Consider the following 18950-nt stretch of genomic DNA (forward strand, 5'->3'; position numbering starts at 1 on the left):
ATCAGTTCTCCCGAAAATGCAGCGTGTGGGTTTGGTTGGTGGATTGGGTGGGTCGGCACGACGCGCCTTTGTCTTCCACAAAAGCGACCATTTCCTCTTCCCAGACCTTATCCATCGCAGCGGCGGTATCGTCGCGGGGTTCAGTTGCCACTTTACCGCGCAATTCCCCCATGTTCGGCTGGATGCCAATCATCGCCAGCAACGCATCAAACAACAGGTGGTAATTGCTGCCGCGCTCCTGCAAGCGTGCCGATAACAGCGCGAGAATCGGGTGAACATCACCCAGTCCTTGCGCCGCTTCCGCTTCGCTGCGGGTGGCGAGGTATTCCAGATACAACGGGATGTAATCCGGCAATTCCTTGACACTCAACTCCAGCCCCGCATCGCGGTATTGCTGGAGCAAATCCACCATTGCCTGCCCACGATCCCGCGATTCACCGTGAACGTGTTCAAACAGCAACAAGGACAGCGAACGCCCGCGATCAAACAGCGCCACGTAGTCTTCCTGCGCATCCAGCAAATCGCCCGTACCCAGTTGCTGGATAAAAGCGGTCAGGGAATCGCGCAAGTTCACCGGCAAACGGGTTTCTTCGCGCACCACGTCAATCAAGGCACTCCGCGCTTCGATCAGTTCCGCCGTGGGGTAATCCATTAAGCGTGCCAGTACGGCAAAAATCTTAATCATGGCTTGACCTCCTGCTTCACGAAGTCGATTTTCTGCACCATTGTCACGGTTTGCTTGCGCCCGCCGAACAGGTTGGTTTGGTTCGTACCCGTGCTAGTGCCGCAACCGTCGCCGAAGCTGAAACCGCAGCCGCCGCGTTCTGGGAAGGCTTCGCGTGCCAGTTCGCGGTGACTGGTGGGAATCACGTAACGGTCTTCGTAATTAGCAATCGCGAGGTAACGGTACATTTCCTTGGCTTGCGCCTCCGACAAACCGACTTGTTCCAATGCACGGGTATCGTGGATGCCTTCCACGGTTTCCGCCCGTTTGTATTGGCGCATGGCCATCAAGCGTTTGAGTGCCAATTTCACCGGCTCTTCATCGCCCGCTGTCAGCAGATTTGCCAAATAACGTACCGGAATCCGCAAGCTGTCCACGTCCGGCAATACGCCGTCGTAGCCGATCTTGCCCGCATCCGCCGCTGATTGGATTGGGGAGAGTGGCGGCACATACCACACCATTGGCAAGGTACGGTATTCAGGGTGCAACGGCAGTGCCAGCTTCCAATCCATCGCCAGCTTCCACACGGGGGATTCTTGCGCGGCTTTCAGCACATTGTCAGGAATGCCGTCTTTCTTCGCCTGCTCAATCACTTTCGGGTCAAACGGGTCGAGGAATACCTCAAGTTGTTTCTGATACAAATCCTTCTCGTTCGGGGTGCTGGCAACAGCTTCAATCTGATCCGCGTCATACAACAACACGCCAAGGTAACGGATACGCCCCACGCAGGTTTCGGAACACACCGTCGGCATCCCTGCTTCAATGCGTGGGTAACAGAAAATGCACTTCTCGGATTTGCCGGATTTCCAGTTGTAGTAAATCTTCTTGTAAGGGCAACCACTCACGCACATGCGCCAGCCACGGCATTTGTCTTGGTCGATCAACACAATGCCGTCTTCGTCACGCTTGTAAATTGCACCGCTGGGGCAAGAGGCCACACATGCCGGATTCAAACAGTGTTCGCACAAACGCGGCAGGGTAAACATAAAGGTGTTTTCAAATTCACCATAAATGTCCGCCTGAATCTGGTCGAAGTTTTTATCCTTGCGGCGTTTGGAAAATTCTGTGCCGAGGATTTCTTCCCAGTTTGGTCCCCATTCGATCTTGTCCATACGCTGCCCAGAAATCAGTGAGCGCGGACGGGCTACGGGCTGATGCTTGCTATCCGGTGCGTTGTGCAAGTGTTGGTAATCGAAATCGAAGGGTTCGTAATAGTCGTCAATCGCGGGTAAGTCAGGGTTGGCAAAGATATTCGCCAGCAAGCGGAATTTACCGCCGATGCGCGGCTCAATCTTGCCATCGGCACGACGCAACCAGCCGCCTTTCCACTTTTCCTGATTCTCCCACTCTTTGGGATAACCAATACCGGGCTTGGTTTCGACGTTATTGAACCATGCGTACTCCATGCCTTCGCGTGAAGTCCAAACGTTTTTGCAAGTAATCGAGCAGGTATGGCAGCCGATGCACTTGTCTAAATTCAGCACCATGCCGACTTGGGAACGGATTTTCATTTTACTGCCTCCTGAATGGTGTCATTGCCTTCGCCGTCCAGCCAATCGACGTTGGTCATCTTACGCACAATGACGAATTCATCGCGGTTAGAGCCGACCGTGCCGTAGTAGTTGAAGCCGTAAGCCTGTTGCGCATAACCGCCGATCATGTGGGTCGGTTTCGGGCAAACGCGGGTGACGGAGTTGTGGATACCGCCGCGCTCGCCAGTAATCACCGAACCGGGTACGTTCACAATGCGTTCTTGCGCGTGGTACATCAGCACCAATCCCGGCATGACGCGCTGGCTGACCACTGCCCGCGCTGCGATTGCACCGTTGGCGTTGAACAGGTCGATCCAGTCGTTATCGACAATGCCCAGCTTTTTGGCATCGTCCTCACTCATCCACACAATCGGCCCGCCGCGTGACAGCGTAAGCATCAGCAAGTTGTCGGTGTAGGTGGAATGGATGCCCCATTTTTGGTGCGGGGTAATCCAGTTCAACGCCAGTTCCGGGTTGCCGTTGGACTTTTGGTTGAGCATCGGCTTGATGGTTTTGGTGTTGATCGGCGGGCGATACACCAACATGCTTTCGCCGAAATCACGCATCCAGTCATGGTCGAGGTAGAACTGCTGCCGCCCTGTCAAGGTACGCCACGGAATCAACTCGTGAACGTTGGTATAACCCGCGTTGTACGACACATGCTCATCTTCCAAACCCGACCACGTAGGGCTGGAAATGATTTTGCGCGGTTGCGCCACGATGTCGCGGAAGCGGATTTTCTCGTCTTCCTTGTTCAAGGCAAGGTGGGTATGGTCAATGCCGGTAATTTTCGACAAGGCTGCCCACGCTTTCACCGCCACTTGCCCGTTGGTTTCGGGGGCAAGCGTTAGGATCATTTCCGCCGCATCAATTGCGCTGTTCAGGCAGGGGCGACCTTCGTTTGTGCCGCTGGTGTGTTGGTGATTGAGTTTGCCAAGGAACGCGACTTCGGTTTCGGTATTCCAGCCGATGCCTTTGCCACCGTTACCGAGCTTTTCCATCAACGGACCAATCGAGGTGAAGCGGTCATAGGTTTCAGGATAGTTGCGTTCGACCGCAATCATGGCTGGGGCGGTTTTGCCCGGAATCAGGTCGCATTGGCCTTTTTTCCAGTCTTTCACGCCGACCGCCTGACCGAGTTCGGCGGGCGCATCGTGCAACAATGGCAGTGTCACCAAGTCGGTTTCCACGCCCAAATGCCCAACGCACACCCGTGAGAATTCCTTGGCAATGCCTTTGTAAATTTCCCAGTCGCTCCGCGCTTCCCATGATGGGTCAACGGCGGCGGTCAGCGGGTGAATGAAGGGGTGCATGTCAGAAGTATTGAGGTCATCCTTTTCGTACCACGTCGCGGTCGGTAGCACGATGTCGGAATACAAGCAGGTGGTGGACATACGGAAATCGAGCGTCACCAGCAAATCGAGTTTGCCTTCGGGCGCGTCTTGATGCCACTTCACTTCTTGCGGTTTCACCCCGCCCATTTCACCGAGGTCTTTGCCTTGCACACCATGCTTTGTGCCCAGCAAATACTTGAGCAAGTATTCATGCCCTTTGCCCGAAGAACCCAGCAAATTGGAACGCCACACGAACAGGTTACGCGGGAAGTTTTGCGCGTTATCGGGGTCTTCCGCCGCAAACGCGATCTTGCCGGATTTGAGGCTGGCAACGGTGTAATCCGCCGGACTCATGCCAGCGTCTTTGGCTGCCTTGGCAATGCGTAACGGGTTGGTATTGAGCTGGGGTGCGGAAGGCAACCAGCCCATGCGCTCGGAACGCACGTTGTAGTCGATCAGATTGCCCGAATGGCGTTCAAGGTTCGCCAGCGGGGAGAGGATTTCCTTGATTTCGAGCTTTTCATAACGCCATTGGCTGGAATGGTTGTAGAAAAACGAGGTGGAATTCATTTGACGCGGCGGACGACTCCAGTCCAGTGCGAACGCCAGCGGCAACCAGCCCGTTTGCGGACGCAGCTTTTCCTGCCCGACATAATGCGCCCAGCCGCCGCCGGATTGCCCGACACAGCCGCACATGGCGAGCATATTGATCAAACCACGGTAGTTCATGTCCATGTGATACCAATGGTTCATGCCCGCGCCGACGATAATCATCGACTTACCCTTGGTCTTGTCGGCAGTATCGGCGAATTCCCGCGCAATGCGGATCACTTTGTCACGCGGTACGCCCGTAATCGTTTCCTGCCATGCCGGGGTGTACGGTGCATTGGCATCGTCGAAACCTTTGGCACTGTCATCTTCACCCAAGCCACGGCTGATACCGTAGTTGACCATGTTCAGGTCATACACCGACACCAACCTGCCTTCGCTGCCATCTGCTAGAGTCACTTTGCGGGCAGGCAGTTTGTAGGTGAGGACATCTTTCAGCACATTGCCCTTGAAGTAATCGGAAGGCACGCCACCGAAATACGGCAGGGCAACATCCACCACTTCATCGTGACGTTCCACCAATGACAATGACAGCGTGACCTCTGCGTGGGTTTTGGCATCTTTTTGTTGCAGATTCCACTGACTGCTGCCATCCCAGCGATAGCCGATGGAACCATTCGGGGAAATGATTTCACCCGTGGCATCGTCAATCGCCACGGTTTTCCAGTCCGGGTTTTTCTCTTCGCCCAAACCAGCAACGAAGTCGCTGGCACGCGCAAAACGTCCCGCCTGATAGCTGCCATCGGCACGCTTTTCCAGCAACACCAGATTCGGCCAGTCGGTGTAACGGCGCACGTAATCGGTGAAATATTCGCTGGGCTTGTCAACGTGGAATTCTTTCAGAATGACGTGTCCGAATGCCATTGCCAACGCCGCATCCGTGCCCTGCTTCGGGTTCAGCCATTGGTCGGCGTGTTTGGCAACTTCCGCGTAGTCCGGCGTAATTGCGACGGTTTTTGTGCCTTTGTAACGCACTTCGGTAAAGAAATGCGCGTCGGGGGTACGGGTTTGCGGAACGTTAGAACCCCACGCAATGATATAACTGCTGTTGTACCAGTCGGCGGATTCGGGTACGTCGGTTTGCTCACCCCACATCATCGGCGAGGCAGGCGGCAAATCGCAGTACCAGTCGTAGAAACTCATGCACGTCCCGCCAATCAAGGACAGGTAACGGCTGCCAGCAGCATACGACACCATCGACATCGCCGGAATCGGTGAGAAGCCAATCACACGATCCGGGCCGTATTGCTTGGCGGTGTAGACATTGGAAGCTGCAATCAGCTCATTCACTTCATCCCAGTTGGAACGCACGAAACCACCCAAACCACGCCGAGTTTTGTAGGATTTCGCCATGGTTGGATTTTCAACGATAGATTCCCACGCCGTGACCGGATCAGGGTTTTTCGCTTTGGCAGAACGCCACAATTCCATTAACTGGCGGCGCATCAAGGGGTATTTGAGGCGGTTCGCACTGTACATATACCAGGAATAGCTTGCGCCACGCGGGCAACCACGCGGCTCATGATTCGGCAAATCCGGGCGGGTACGCGGGTAGTCGGTTTGCTGGGTTTCCCACGTCACCAAGCCGTTTTTCACGTAGATTTTCCAGCTACACGAACCCGTGCAATTTACGCCGTGGGTGGAACGTACCACCTTGTCGTGCTGCCAGCGTTTGCGGTAGCCGTCTTCCCAGTCGCGGCTCTCTTCGGTCGTCGCACCATGCCCGTTGGAAAACGGTGTTTGGGTGCGTTTGAAAAAATTCAGTCGGTCAATAAAGTGGCTCATGGCAATCAATGCTCCCCTTTGGTTCTACGGATACCCGCCAAGCGATTGCCCTGCTTCTGCGGGCCGCCTTTAGGGAAAATTTCGTGCAGGTAATGGTTGGTGGCGAACTCTTCACCCCACGCTTGTTTGAAGTGCTTGAGCATGTCGCGCACGGGGGCTTGCACCCCGTGTTCCTGATGGTAGTTACGCAGGAACTCAATGATTTCCCAATGCTCGTCGGTCAGCACCAAGCCTTCACGTTCGGCGAGGGCTTCCACGAAACCTTCGCTCCAGTCATCCATGTTTTGGATGTAGCCTTCCTGATCGGTGAGGATTTGCTTGCCATCCACTTCCAACGCCAAGGTATAAATCGCGTAAGGGTTGGTTTGCAGATTGTCGTCATACTGTTGAATTGCCATGTCTAGCTCCTTGTCTTAGCCCCTCTCCCCCTGAGGGAGAGGGGTTGGGGTGAGGGGGTTCTTTAAGGGTTCTTGATCTCACTGCCACTACGCAGATAAAACCACCAGTTCAAAATCAGGCACAGCGCGTAGAAAATCGCAAAGCCATACATCGCGTTTTCTGGTGATCCCGCTTTGATCTGGTCGCCAATCACCACCGGCGCAATGAACGAACCGTAAGCGGCTACTGCTGAAGTCCAGCCCAATACCGGCCCGGCTTGCAGGCGGTCAAAGATGACCCCAACGGTACGGAAGGTAGAGCCGTTACCAATGCCGGTAGCAGCAAACAACACCACAAACGTGATCAAAAACTGGTTGAAGTAGATTTCTGGGGTAGCGGACTGGTAAGCCTGCATCATGATGTAACCCGCGTAAGCAGAAGCTGCGACCATCACCACTGAAATGACTTGCGTCACAATAGAGCCGCCCACCTTGTCAGAAATCCAGCCACCGAGTGGACGAATCAACGCCCCCACGAAAGGGCCAATCCATGCGTAAGCGAACACTGGGATTGCGTTAGGGTTTTTCGCGTGTACCCACGCTTGCGTGGTCGCATCAAACACATGGGTATTCCCGAAAATGACATTGATGGAGAGTGGCAATGCCATTGAAAAGCCAATGAATGAACCGAAAGTGACGATATAGAGAATGGTCATTGACCAAGTGTGCTTATTTTTAAAGATCGCAAACTGATTATTGATATTGGTTTTCATCTCACCAAAAGCAGCCATCTTCATCACGCCAAGCGTCAGGATGATGGTCAATGGCAATGCAATCCACATATTCAACAACCCTAAACCGCTTGGTGCAGGCAGATAAAGGTACAAACCGAAGGCGGCTGTCGATAAAGCCAAGCCATACAACCAAAGGATTTTAAGGAATGCCATCAACGTGCCACCGGCATTAGGGGAAATCGGCAGCAGATTATTCATCCCCAAAAAGCCGAAAAACGCCAGTGGAATCAGGAACACCAGCCACACCAAGCCCGCGTTTTGAATCCAAGTTTGGGTTCCGGCAGTGATCTTGCCCAGAATCCAGCCAGAATCTTTCGCCAGTGGTAAAGAATCACCACCCAACACACCAAACACGCCCATTGTCATCACCAAGGGAATAAGGATTTGCATGGTGGTCACACCAAAGTTACCCAAACCTGCATTCAAGCCCAGTGCCGTACCCTGCAAACGCTTCGGGAAAAACGTGCTGATATTGGACATCGAGCAAGCAAAGTTACCGCCACCAATGCCCGACAGTAACGCCAGAATCTGGAAGGTCAGCAACGGCGTATCCTTATCCTGCAAGGCAAGCCCTGTACCCAATGCCGGAATCATCAGCAATGCCGTGGTCAGGAAAATGGTGTTACGCCCACCCGCAATACGGATGAAAAACGAAGCCGGGATCCGCAACGTTGCACCCGACAAACCGGCAATAGCGGTCAACGTAAACAATTCTTCGGTTTTAAACGGAAAGCCCAAATTGGACATCTGTACGGTAATAATTCCCCACATCAACCAGATGGCGAATCCCATCAACAGGCTGGGGATCGAAATCCATAAATTGCGGTTGGCAATCTTCTTGCCGGTGCTTTCCCAAAACGTGGTGTCTTCCACGTCCCAGTTTTTAATGTTAGTCATTAGGAATTCCTCGTATTAAGGGTTTGTGGTGAGGGATTTTTCGTGTAAATCAGCATGAACCGGGCGCACTTCGGTGAAATACATCCACATCAGCGACACCCACACGATTCCGAACATCAGCATGAAGGCGGAAGAGCGGATGCCGGTGAGATCAAGCAATGCGCCGAACATGATCGGCATAAAAAAACCACCCAAACCGCCTGCCAAGCCCACCACGCCGGACACCACCCCAATGTTGTCGGGGTAATCGTCTGAGATGTATTTGAAAACGGAAGCTTTACCGATGGCGAAGACAATACCGAGGGTGAACATAATGATGGTGAATACCGTGGCATTCAGACCAATACCGAAGGTGGCGGGGCCGTTAACGGTCTGGATAGTCAAACTGGTTTGCGGGTAAGACAGGAAGAACAGGCACACCAGCGAAATCCACAGCACCCACCAAGTGATGGTATGTGCGCCGAATTTATCCGAGAAATACCCACCCATTGCCCGCAAAATTCCACCGGGAATGCTGAAGGCTGCCGCCAGGAATGCAGCGGTTTTCAGATCGAAACCGTATTCCCCGATGTAATATTTGGTCATCCACAGTGCCAATGCCACGTAGCCGCCAAACACGATGGAATAGTATTGGCTGTAACGCCATACCTTGGGATCTTTGAGCACGGCAAGCTGTTCGCGCATGGTCACGGTTTTAGCCACTTTGTGACTCGGATCACTAAAAGTGAAAAACCAGAACACCAGTGCCATCACCAACATCAAGACCGCATAGACTTTCGGAACCATCGTCCAGCCGTAGCCCACCACAATAATCGGTGCAACCAATTTAGTGACCGCCGCACCGGTATTGCCCACCCCAAAAATCCCCATGGCCGTACCTTGTTGATGTTTGGGAAACCAACGGGCGCAATAAGAGATGCCCACCGTGAATGAACCACCTGCCACCCCGACAAACAAACCAATCGTCAGAAAATGCCAGAATGCGGTGGCATAAGACATCATCCAAATCGGAATGACCGTCGATAGCATCAGCACGGTGAACACAATGCGTCCGCCAAACTTGTCTGTCCACATACCTAGCGGCAAGCGGATAAGTGAGCCAGTTAACACGGGGGTTGCGATTAAAATACCGAACTGGGTTTCGTTCAAACCCAAGGTTTCCTTGATGGGAATGCCGATGACGGCGAACATCATCCAGATCATAAAGCACACGGTAAATGCCAGCGTACTCATAATGACGACCGACCATGCCTTGTATTGCTGTGTTGCCATAACTCACCTCGTAACAAAACCGTAAGTGGTTTCAAGGTGATTCTAGGCTGATGAATTCCTAATTCCAGTGGGGGTAATGGGCGAAAAGAGAGGCGAAGTACCACTTTAGTGGTACATGATAATTTTCCTAAAGCACTGTTTTAATTTGATTTTTTATTAAGGCTTAGATTGGATTTTGGTGTTGGCGGCATAGAGGTGGTACACCCTTTAACCCACGGAACTGCCCCTTACGTTGATGCTAGTGTGGTTACTTTACAGGACAATGCTTAACCCATACGGCATGTAGATCAGCCCAACCTGTCGAATGCGCCCCTAATTTTGCTGCTTGCCGAGGATGAACAAGCGGAAGAAGTTGCAACTGTTTGCCAGCCACCGAAAAAGGATACAAACGACCATACTGTTTTTCTGTGTTTCCATAAGCAGATAATTTAGACGCTGTTCCATAATGTTGCGTAAACCATTTTAACGGCTGATCTCCCAACGTGATAACAATGTCGGCATTGGAACGAATCAGCTCTTGCTCAATCTCCAATCGTCTTCCGCAACTAACCAACGTATCAGGCAAACGAGACCAAGTGTATTCAGGAAGCTTTAGCGAATCAATGAGGGGATCGTATTCCCGCTTTAAGGCGACCTCCTGATTTTCGTTCATGCAACTATACGGAATCAGATCACATAGCCACACATCATTCCGAGACATACCCAACGGGGCAATAAAACAATCATCAAGGGCTTTGCCAGATGGTCCATTCAAATGCTTGCTTGCAGGAAGCAAGCGTCCTGCACCCAGCGGAAGCTGAATAGTTGAAATAATCTCCTGCGCTGATGCCGTACTGCCTCTCCAAAATATTTCTGGCTCAGAAGCCACGGCTAACGCACCTATTTTCTGACGACCATCTTGCCCTATCCAACGAGCATGTACCGCACTTGCATATACACCTAAAATAAACACGCGCTTAGGTGTTTGATCTTTTTGTACCAATGAAAGAATTGGCTTTCCGAATGGGAACGTACCAACATTTAGCACCATAAAATTACTCCCAACTTCAAATATGTTGCTGTTCAGCAATCGCCAGCAAACGCACCAAACCAATAAACGTCAGTCCTAATTTCGCGGCTTGCCGACGTGCTAACTGGTCATCCACGATCAGCAGGGAATGTTCATGTTGGATTGCCAGACAAATGGCTTCTTTTTCACCATCACCCAAGCTACGGGGCAAAACCACCGAAGATACGGCATCACTGGAAATGACTTGTAAGTGTTGGCTATCAATCGCTTGCTGGATGCGCTGGCTATCTTCACCAGACTTTGCCATACATTCCCGTTGCACGGCTTCTGGTATCAATACTGTGCCAAACAGTTTTTCTAACAGGTGTAAACCATCCAGTTTTGCCAAAGCAAGCAAAGGTCCAGCATCAGCAATTACGACTTGAGCCATGCACTCATATCCTTCGCTTCTTGGGCAACGGTTTCATCGGCTTTGACGATTTCAATATCGAGGCTGCTAAGGTGTTGGATGAAATCCACCAATGGCAAACCACTAAGTTTGGCAGCCGCCCCCAAGGACAGCACCCCGTCACGGAATAGGACAGAAGCCAATGCAGGGCGCAATGTCAGCAGCGTGTCACCCAACGTTGATTCCAGATGCAGTAAAACCGCGTCGGGTTGATTACCTTTGAGGATGAGTACCGGCTCATCGCGTGCATGGCGCAAAGCGGCGGATGGATTTTTTTTCAAGTCGCGGACATTAGTGGCGTACATAAGTTGCACCTCTTTAGATAGTACTTCCAGTGTAGTCCACGCCCGATGGATTTGCAATTTTGGATTTTGGACTACGAAGCAGCGCGGCATGGCAATTACAGCACCGCGCTGGTGGAACAGCTTACATCGCCAAGCTGGAAGAGCATGGCAGCTATCACTTCCTGTTGCGCCCGCGCCGTTTTGGTAAAAGCCTGTTCATTTCGATGCTGGAACACTACTTTGCGGCGGGTTGATCACCTTAATGGTGCGCACAAGATACGCCTCTTTAAATTATACCTCCAATTGTCCAAGTCTTTCCAACCACGCATTAAACAATGGGCATTCCCGCCGGATACTTCCCAAGCCGATTTCCAACGCAGCCAATGAGCCATGCAACGGCTTGTCATACGCTTCAAACATTGCCAGCAGCCGCTTGCTGGGCGCGGTTTCAGGGCTGTCATTAATCATTTCAGGTGAGGCAAAAGCCAGCCGAATCGCTTCAAAGTCATCTGCCAACGCCGGTTGATTAATGCCTTGAGCCAAACCGCTGGTATCGCTAAACAGCAAGCCTTCAAACTCGTACATTTGCACGTAAGGGATGAAACGGCGCATGGCGTCAGTACCCAACGCAGCCTGTAAACGTGCGGTCATTGCCTGCGTGATGCAATGGGCTTTGTCTGCATTCAGCGTGTATTGCATTGCTTCGTTTTTGCCGGGAAAGTTCGGCGGTAGACCGTAAAAATCAAAGAAGGTGGTGCAATAAGCACGGGCATCTCCCAACAAACGCACGCGGACATCGGTCAGTAACCGCTCGAAGCGGAAGTTGCCGCCTTTATGCCCCGGTTTGCCAATCAAGGAGGGAATCAGGTAAACACCCTGAACCGCGAAACTTTCCGCCAACACTTCGTTAACGAACATTTCCTCGGTCTGCCCTTCGCAAATGATGTGGACACGAATCATTTGTGCGGCCTCCCACCCAGAATATTCTTCTCCCATAATTCGCCGACAGAATACTCATCCAACCATAATTGCAGGTCTTGGGCATCCAAGCGCTTGAATACTGTCGCGCCTTGTTCGCGTTCCACAATCACCAAGTCATCGACGGTAAATTCATTCACCAGTGGCACAGATTGCGTGGAAATAATCACCTGCATCCGTTTAGAAGCCGAACGCAACAATGATCCCAATAACGTAATAGCGTAAGGGTGCAAGCCCAGTTCTGGCTCATCAATAATGATGGTGGAAGGTGGATCAGGTTGCAGCAACGCCGTCACCAGACAAATGAAACGAATTGAGCCATCCGATAACTGGCTAGGCCATAGCGCGTAATCGCTGTCTTGTTGCCGCCACAGCAAGCGAAGTTGCTCTTCTTCTGTCGGTAACTTGTGGGGTTTCAACACGAAGTCATCGAAGAAAGGCACTGCCAACCGGATAGTTTTACAAATTTGCTGATACACATCGGGATGTTCGGCTTTCATACGGTAGAGAAATGCCGCTAAATTGGATGCATCTTGACGCAAATATTCGTTGTCGTGCAGCGAACACAACCGTTTTACGCCCGCAGTCTCGCTGGTGTCGTGAAAGTGAAAAACTTTCCAACTGGAAATAGCTGTGTGAGCATTGCCTGTCTGTTCAATAGGCGTAAACACAACCCCGTCATCCACCGTGGTTTCCAGCATAAAATGGTAGTGACCTTGTTGAAACATGATCACGGATTCAAGTTTGCTGGTTTCCTTCACCCCAAAGCTGAGAATGCGGTCAGCACCACCCTGTTTGCGTACCCAGCTATGCAAACGCATTTCCACCAACTCGCCCAACATGCGGAAGTACGAAACAAAATTGCTCTTACCCGAACCATTCGCGCCAATCAAAACATTCAAGTTGGTCAGCGGGAATTGCTCCAACTGGCGGATGGACTTGAAGCCCTGAATAGTCAATTTTTCAATAGGATTTTGGGTGTTCATGGCCTGAATAGCTTGCGTGGATATGAAGATGAGTATATATCAAATGCAGCATGATCCTAGAACCAAAGCGCAGCACCCAATAACAACACGAGGAAATCCACCGCGTGAATCGTTTTCTGTGGAACAAACTCCGAAATTCCCTGCTTTTACGGCTGGGCGGCATGATCGCAGCCATTACTGTGTTGGCTATCGTCGGCATGTCCACCTCGTGGATGGTCGCAGAAACCACCCAAGGCAACGGCGAAGCCATTAATATTGCAGGCAGTTTGCGGATGCAAAGCTGGCGCATGGCCTCCCTCTACCAACGTACTCTCCAAACCGACACTGCCGAATACCGCACCACCCTGCAACAAGCCATTGAACGCTTTGAAAACGATTTAAGTGCTGAACCCATCCTTTCCGTGCTGCCAGTTGATGAAACCACACCACTCAAAAAAGTCTACCGCCAGGTTGAGGCGAATTGGCAGACACAGGTTAAACCGGCATTACAGCACCCCTCCAGCACGGTTCAAAATGCACGGGTACTCGACGAAATTCCGCTATTTGTGGCGCATATCAACGATCTGGTCAAACAAATTGAAGAAGCCACCGAGGCTAAAATCTTTGTACTGCGTGTCGTGTTGGGGGTTGCGATTATTGGTACCATGCTCGTGGTCATCTTGTCGATTTATCTGGTAAAAAACATCCTTGTGAGTCCACTCCGTGGCTTATTGGGCTTAACCGACCAAATCCGTCAAGGCAATCTCGCAGTGCGTACCGAACTTGACGGTGAAGACGAAATCGGGCAATTGGGACAAGCCTTTAACCTCATGGCAGAAGATTTGTCCAAGCTCTACCAAGACCTCGAAGCGCGGGTCGAACAAAAAACCGCAGAACTCACCCGCAGCAACCGTTCGCTGGATTTGCTGTACCGCTCCATCACTCGCTTGCACGGCATTGCCCCCGACCGCGCCGTCTTCCATAACGTATTAAAAGATGCCGAAGCCGTGCTGGGTTTAGGCAATGGCACGATTTGCCTCAAAGAAGACAATAATCAGCAAGGCGATGTCGTCGCCACCACCGCCATCAGCGGCAAAAGCCCCATGTGCCAACGCGCCAACAGTTGCGCCGAATGCCACGACCCGCACGCCGCCCGCATGGATACCCTCCCCGACGGACGGCAAATCTTGCGAATGCCACTCACCGATGCGGAAAAACGCTACGGCATGTTAGCCGTCGATGTCCCCGCCAACACCACCGCCGAACGCTGGCAAGTGCAATTGCTGGAAGCATTATCGCGCCACATCGGTGTCACCATCGCCTCCGAACAGCGCAGCGAACAGCACCGCCGCGTCTCCCTGTTGGAAGAACGCGCCGTCATCGCCCGCGAACTACACGATTCCTTGGCACAATCGCTGGCGTACATGAAAATTCAAGTCAGCCGCTTACGTGCCGCCGTGAAAAACCCGGCAGATGCCACCGAAGTCACCGCCGCCTTGGAAGAATTGCGCGAGGGTCTTAACAGCTCTTACCAACAATTGCGTGAACTGCTCTCCACTTTCCGCTTGCGCATGGAAGACGACGATTTAGGCATGGCACTGGCGCAAACCACCACCGAATTTGCCGAACGCGGCAACTTGCCGATTGCGCTGGATGTCAGTTTAGGCAATCTCAATCTGACTCCCAACGAAGAAATTCACCTGCTGCAAATCGTGCGCGAAGCCTTATCCAACACCCTTAAACACGCGCACGCCAGCCAAGCGTGGGTATCGTTACAACGTCAAGAAGGCAATAACAGCCTGCAATTGCGCATCGAAGATGATGGCGCAGGTATCCAAAAAACCGCCAACCTGCACCATTACGGCATGGCAATTATGGACGAACGCGCCCGCGCCCTGCATGGCATACTGCAATACTTGCCACGCACGGGTGGTGGCACTTGCGTACAACTCGATTTCACCCCCAAAACAAGGATTGCCCATGCCGCTTGAAACCCCACAAAGCCTGCTGATCGTGGACGATCATCCCCTGTTTCGCAAAGGCGTGCGCTATTTGGTCAATATGGTGCCTGATTTCATCATCGTCGGCGAAGCTTCCTGTGGGCAGGAAGGTATCGACATGGCATTGGAACTTGCCCCCGACATGATCCTGCTCGACCTGAACATGAAGGACATGAGCGGCATTGAGGTACTAAAAGTCATCAAAGCCTCTGGCAGTGATGCGCGTGTAGTAATGCTGACGGTTTCCGATCAGGCGAGTGATTTGGTGGCAGCGTTACGCGCAGGCGCAGACGGCTATTTACTCAAAGAAATGGAACCCGAAGATTTGGTCGCAAAACTGGCGGAAGCAGCGGCGGGACGCATTACCCTCACCGAACGCCTGATCAACTTGCTGGCACACGCGATGCGCCACGATGCTGCCCACCCCAAAAGCAGTTCCGAAGCCGGTTTGACTGAACAGGAACAACGCATTCTGGAGCGAGTTGCAGCGGGCAAAAGCAATAAGCTGGTGGCACGGGAACTGGGCATTACCGAAGGCACGGTAAAAGTCCACGTCAAGCACCTGTTGCGCAAGCTCAACCTGCGCTCACGGGTGGAAGCGGCGGTGTGGTTTGTGGATCAGCAAAAATAATTAGGCGATCACCCGTTACAACAACCACTCGTCTGAGTGCTGGGAACACAGCAGGCTTCATCCGCTGAAGCAACGCCCGGCACACAACAGCCACCCGACTGGCTAACGGTATCCGAGCCAAACGCTTCAACTTCGCCCATGGTCTGGTAATGTTCCCAAGCGATACCCGACGGGTCTACTGTCCAATGTTTGGTGCTGGCTGCGTAACAACAGAGGGTTTCCCCCTGATCCAACACGGCATCTCCGGCTGCTGCATCCGCCCGTTGCCGTAGTGCCTGCAATTCGGCTGCATCTTCTGCCTGAAAGCCAAAATGGTTTAAGCCGATGGCATGTCCACGGGCTGAAATCGCAAAATTAACGCGCGGATCATCCAGCATCCACTTGGCGTAATCGCTACGTTCAAGCGTCGGTGCTTGTCCAAACAGCTTGCTATAAAAGTCGATGCTCTTCGCAAGGTCATCAACGGCAATATGGGCGTGAAAGCGTTTCATCAGATGTCTCCTTAGCAGCACTTGCCGCCACTGCAACAGCCACCCGCTGCCGGTGCTGCGGCTGTTGCGCCACCCAACCAACCTTCCACCGCCGCTTTGGAAGGAATGCCACCTGCATGAACCACTTTGCCATCCACCACCACGCCGGGGGTAGACATTACGCCGTAGCCCATAATGGAAGGCAGGTCTTCGACCTTCTCCAATTCCACCGCCACGCCTTTTTCTTTAGCCATGTCTTCGATCAGCTTGAAGGTGGTTTTGCAGTTGGCACAACCCGTGCCGAGAACTTTGATTTGCATGAAATGCTCCTTGATGCAGTAAAACGTTACAAAACGAGATTAAAAATATACCCGACCAGCAAGATGCCAGTCGCCACGACACCGATAAAAGTAGCGATCAGACGCGGTTTCAGCACCTTGCGCAAAATGATCATTTCCGGCAAAGACAGCGCAATCACGCTCATCATGAATGCCAACACCGTGCCGAGAGCCGCACCTTTCGCCAGCAATGCCTGCACGATCGGAATAACCCCGGCAGCATTGGTGTACATCGGCACACCTAGCAATACCGCCGCAGGCACTGCCCACCACACGTCCTTACCCATGAAAGATGCCATGAAATCTTCCGGCACAAAGCCGTGAATTAGCGCACCCAAACCCACGCCGACAACGATGTAAGGCCAGACCTTGCCGACAATTTCACGCACATGCCCGAAACCGTGCTGGATGCGTTCCCCCCACGACATTACGCTTGCGCCAACATTGCCAGCGGATTGGGTGTTTTGCATCTTGCGTACCCAGTCTTCGAGGTGATCTTCCATGTTCAGTTTGCCAATCAGCATTCCGGCGAAAATCGCAATCAACAAACCCATCACCAGATACAGCGCGGCAACTTTCCAGCCAAACAAGCCGAACAGCAAGATCAAGGCGACTTCATTCACCATCGGCGCGGCAATCAGGAACGAGAACGTCACCCCCAACGGCACACCTGCTTGCAGAAAACCGATAAACAGCGGCACAGCAGAACACGAGCAAAACGGGGTGACAACTCCCAAACCGGCTGCCATCGTATTCCCCACACCCAACCGCTTGCCGGAGAGCATGGCACGGGTACGTTCCGGCGACACGAAGGTGTGAATAATGCCCATCACAAACACAATGCCAATCAGTAGCAGCAACACTTTCGGCGTGTCGTAGAAAAAGAACTGCAACGCCCCGCCAAGGTGGCTATCACGCTCAACAGGCAGTGCGGCAACCAATGCTTCCGAAGCCGGAATCAGCGAGCGGTACAGCAAAAACCACACCACCACCGCCAGCAGCAGGAATAGCAGCGGTTGTTGCGTGGGAAAGCGTCGTAATTGTTGGATAGCTTGCATCGGTCATCTCCTAAAGCGTCAGCCATTTTCTTATTATATACGGATAGACGAATGTAAGTACAAAAGGATGCAGCCGGAGGTGTAATACTTCCTACTATGACAGCAAATATTGCCATGCAGGTACGATGGCGATGCGCTTTCCTTCAATCGTCAGCACGTCTTCACGTTCTTGCGTGACCAGCGTTGCCTCCTCCAAGCCGGTATAACGCATCCCTTCCAGCAAGCCATTGATTTCACGCTCCAGTGTCGCGGGCGTGCGTATATCCACACTCACATTGACCAGTTGGGAAGGTTTGCCCGGTACGTAAAAATCCACTTCCTGCGTTTGTTTGTAGTAATACACTTCGCGGCTTTGGCGGCGTAAATGCAGGAACACCAGATTCTCATACAACTTGCTGTAATCCGGTGACAGGGAGGTGTGCAACAACGTTTTGAAACCATTATCCACCGCGTAAATCTTACGAGGGTGGTGCTGTTCCTCGCGGACTGAGTTGCGAAAAATCGGCACATTGAACAGGGTATAGGCATCTTCCAGATAGCCCAGATAGAGATACAACGTTTCTTTGCTGACTTTATGCCCCAGCCCTTTGTATTCATTAAACAGCTTGTTAACGCTAATCAGTGTGCCAATATTGCTCATCGCGTAGCGAATCAGATGACGCAATAACGTGGTGTTTTTGATGTCATAACGTTCGATCAAGTCGCGGTAGATGATTAAATCCAGATAATCACGCCAAGTGCGTTGCTGAATATCGGGCGTTTCCCCAAAGGTTTCGGCAAACCCGCCCTGATGCAAATAATTGTTGAAAGCGTGTTGAATGTAGCTGCGGCTATGGGATGAATGCAGGTTAACGTCAATCTGGTGATAAGCCAGATATTCACGGAAGGAAAACGGGAAGACTTCATACGTCAAGGTTCGCCCGCGCAAACTGGTAGCAATTTCTTGGCTCAACAGGCGTGACGATGAACCCGTCACAAATAACTGCACATTCAAGGTGTCGTGGATGCGCCGCACGTAACGTTCCCATTCGGGAATGTTCTGAATTTCATCAAGGAACAGGTAGACCTTTTCGCTGCGCTTGTCGGGGTAGAGCGCGTAATAACCTTCCATCAGACTGTCTAAATCCTGCAAGGTTAAGGGATGCAGGCGGTCATCCTCAAAATTCAAGTAGATGATATTACGCGGGTCAACGCTGGCGCGTAGTTGATTAATCAGCCCATACAGCAAGTAGGTTTTACCGCAGCGGCGCACCCCGATCAGCGAAATGATCTTGCGGCTATCCACGGGGATCACCTGCTCACGCGCAATCACCTGTTTGGGTGGTGTATCCTGAAAATCGGTAATGAGCCGCTGGAAAAGTGCTTGCATGGCGTTTCTTTCCTTCTTAAAAAGAACAGTATCTATGGATTATAGATGCTTTTAGAAGAACAGATTCAAGATTTTA

General features: G+C 52.1%; 17 protein-coding genes and 1 pseudogene. 3 read left to right on the plus strand and 15 right to left on the minus strand.

Annotated features, from left to right (window positions below; genetic code table 11):
• Window position 1 precedes the first annotated feature (1 nt).
• The 9 genes from narJ to L2Y54_RS20220 all read right to left on the minus strand — a co-directional run bounded on the left by narJ (window position 2) and on the right by L2Y54_RS20220 (window position 11086).
• A complete protein-coding gene (narJ, locus tag L2Y54_RS20180; protein WP_236498580.1) occupies window positions 2–685 on the minus strand; it encodes a nitrate reductase molybdenum cofactor assembly chaperone in 684 nt (227 codons plus the stop codon).
• Window positions 682–2235 carry a nitrate reductase subunit beta gene (gene narH, locus L2Y54_RS20185; RefSeq protein WP_311196209.1) on the minus strand — a complete coding sequence of 518 codons (1554 nt, stop codon included), beginning with the start codon at window positions 2233–2235 and terminating at the stop codon, window positions 682–684. Before narH ends, narJ begins: the two co-directional genes overlap by 4 nt.
• Window positions 2232–5984 carry a nitrate reductase subunit alpha gene (locus L2Y54_RS20190; RefSeq protein WP_236498582.1) on the minus strand — a complete coding sequence of 1251 codons (3753 nt, stop codon included), beginning with the start codon at window positions 5982–5984 and terminating at the stop codon, window positions 2232–2234. Before L2Y54_RS20190 ends, narH begins: the two co-directional genes overlap by 4 nt.
• A gap of 5 nt (window positions 5985–5989) precedes the next feature.
• Window positions 5990–6382: a TusE/DsrC/DsvC family sulfur relay protein gene (locus L2Y54_RS20195; protein WP_210217504.1), complete on the minus strand. Its 393-nt coding sequence runs from the start codon at window positions 6380–6382 to the stop codon at window positions 5990–5992.
• 62 nt (window positions 6383–6444) lie between these two features.
• Window positions 6445–8052, minus strand: coding sequence for an MFS transporter (locus L2Y54_RS20200; protein ID WP_236498583.1), 1608 nt, complete (start codon window positions 8050–8052; stop codon window positions 6445–6447).
• A 15-nt stretch (window positions 8053–8067) separates the two neighbouring features.
• Entirely contained in the window at window positions 8068–9324 is a 1257-nt protein-coding gene (locus L2Y54_RS20205; RefSeq protein ID WP_236498585.1) for an MFS transporter, read from the minus strand.
• A 247-nt stretch (window positions 9325–9571) separates the two neighbouring features.
• On the minus strand, window positions 9572–10354 hold the full coding sequence (locus tag L2Y54_RS20210) for a uracil-DNA glycosylase family protein (protein ID WP_236498587.1): 783 nt from the start codon (window positions 10352–10354) through the stop codon (window positions 9572–9574).
• Window positions 10355–10370: 16 nt separating this feature from the next.
• Window positions 10371–10763, minus strand: a complete 393-nt coding sequence (locus tag L2Y54_RS20215) for a PIN domain-containing protein (protein WP_236498589.1) — start codon at window positions 10761–10763, stop codon at window positions 10371–10373.
• Window positions 10748–11086, minus strand: coding sequence for a UPF0175 family protein (locus L2Y54_RS20220; protein ID WP_210228898.1), 339 nt, complete (start codon window positions 11084–11086; stop codon window positions 10748–10750). The genes L2Y54_RS20215 and L2Y54_RS20220 overlap by 16 nt, the downstream gene beginning before the upstream one ends.
• 56 nt (window positions 11087–11142) lie before the next feature.
• Between L2Y54_RS20220 and L2Y54_RS20225 the strand changes: the two are divergent.
• Window positions 11143–11307: pseudogene (locus tag L2Y54_RS20225) on the plus strand (AAA family ATPase); the annotation flags it as partial.
• Between the two features lie 49 nt (window positions 11308–11356).
• Here the strand turns inward: L2Y54_RS20225 and L2Y54_RS20230 are convergent.
• Both L2Y54_RS20230 and L2Y54_RS20235 read right to left on the minus strand, forming a co-directional pair.
• Window positions 11357–12025, minus strand: coding sequence for a DUF4276 family protein (locus tag L2Y54_RS20230; protein ID WP_236498590.1), 669 nt, complete (start codon window positions 12023–12025; stop codon window positions 11357–11359).
• Window positions 12022–13029, minus strand: coding sequence for an AAA family ATPase (locus L2Y54_RS20235; RefSeq protein WP_236498591.1), 1008 nt, complete (start codon window positions 13027–13029; stop codon window positions 12022–12024). The genes L2Y54_RS20230 and L2Y54_RS20235 overlap by 4 nt, the downstream gene beginning before the upstream one ends.
• 104 nt (window positions 13030–13133) lie before the next feature.
• Here L2Y54_RS20235 and L2Y54_RS20240 point away from each other — a divergent pair, with 104 nt between their 5' ends.
• Both L2Y54_RS20240 and narL read left to right on the plus strand, forming a co-directional pair.
• Window positions 13134–14999, plus strand: coding sequence for a histidine kinase (locus L2Y54_RS20240; RefSeq protein WP_236498592.1), 1866 nt, complete (start codon window positions 13134–13136; stop codon window positions 14997–14999).
• Window positions 14989–15639: a two-component system response regulator NarL gene (gene narL, locus L2Y54_RS20245; protein WP_236498593.1), complete on the plus strand. Its 651-nt coding sequence runs from the start codon at window positions 14989–14991 to the stop codon at window positions 15637–15639. The genes L2Y54_RS20240 and narL overlap by 11 nt, the downstream gene beginning before the upstream one ends.
• A gap of 8 nt (window positions 15640–15647) precedes the next feature.
• On the opposite strand, the gene L2Y54_RS20250 is transcribed toward narL, so the two are convergent.
• The 4 genes from L2Y54_RS20250 to L2Y54_RS20265 all read right to left on the minus strand — a co-directional run bounded on the left by L2Y54_RS20250 (window position 15648) and on the right by L2Y54_RS20265 (window position 18874).
• Window positions 15648–16130 (minus strand): ArsI/CadI family heavy metal resistance metalloenzyme, encoded by a 483-nt coding sequence (locus L2Y54_RS20250; RefSeq protein ID WP_236498594.1) that lies wholly within the window; start codon window positions 16128–16130, stop codon window positions 15648–15650.
• A gap of 11 nt (window positions 16131–16141) precedes the next feature.
• Window positions 16142–16429, minus strand: a complete 288-nt coding sequence (locus L2Y54_RS20255; RefSeq protein ID WP_207252356.1) for a thioredoxin family protein — start codon at window positions 16427–16429, stop codon at window positions 16142–16144.
• A gap of 26 nt (window positions 16430–16455) precedes the next feature.
• Window positions 16456–17505, minus strand: a complete 1050-nt coding sequence (locus tag L2Y54_RS20260) for a permease (RefSeq protein WP_236498596.1) — start codon at window positions 17503–17505, stop codon at window positions 16456–16458.
• A 94-nt stretch (window positions 17506–17599) separates the two neighbouring features.
• Window positions 17600–18874 (minus strand): ATP-binding protein, encoded by a 1275-nt coding sequence (locus L2Y54_RS20265; protein ID WP_236498597.1) that lies wholly within the window; start codon window positions 18872–18874, stop codon window positions 17600–17602.
• Window positions 18875–18950: the final 76 nt, after the last annotated feature.

Source organism: Thiothrix winogradskyi, assembly GCF_021650935.1.
Taxonomy (GTDB): domain Bacteria; phylum Pseudomonadota; class Gammaproteobacteria; order Thiotrichales; family Thiotrichaceae; genus Thiothrix; species Thiothrix winogradskyi.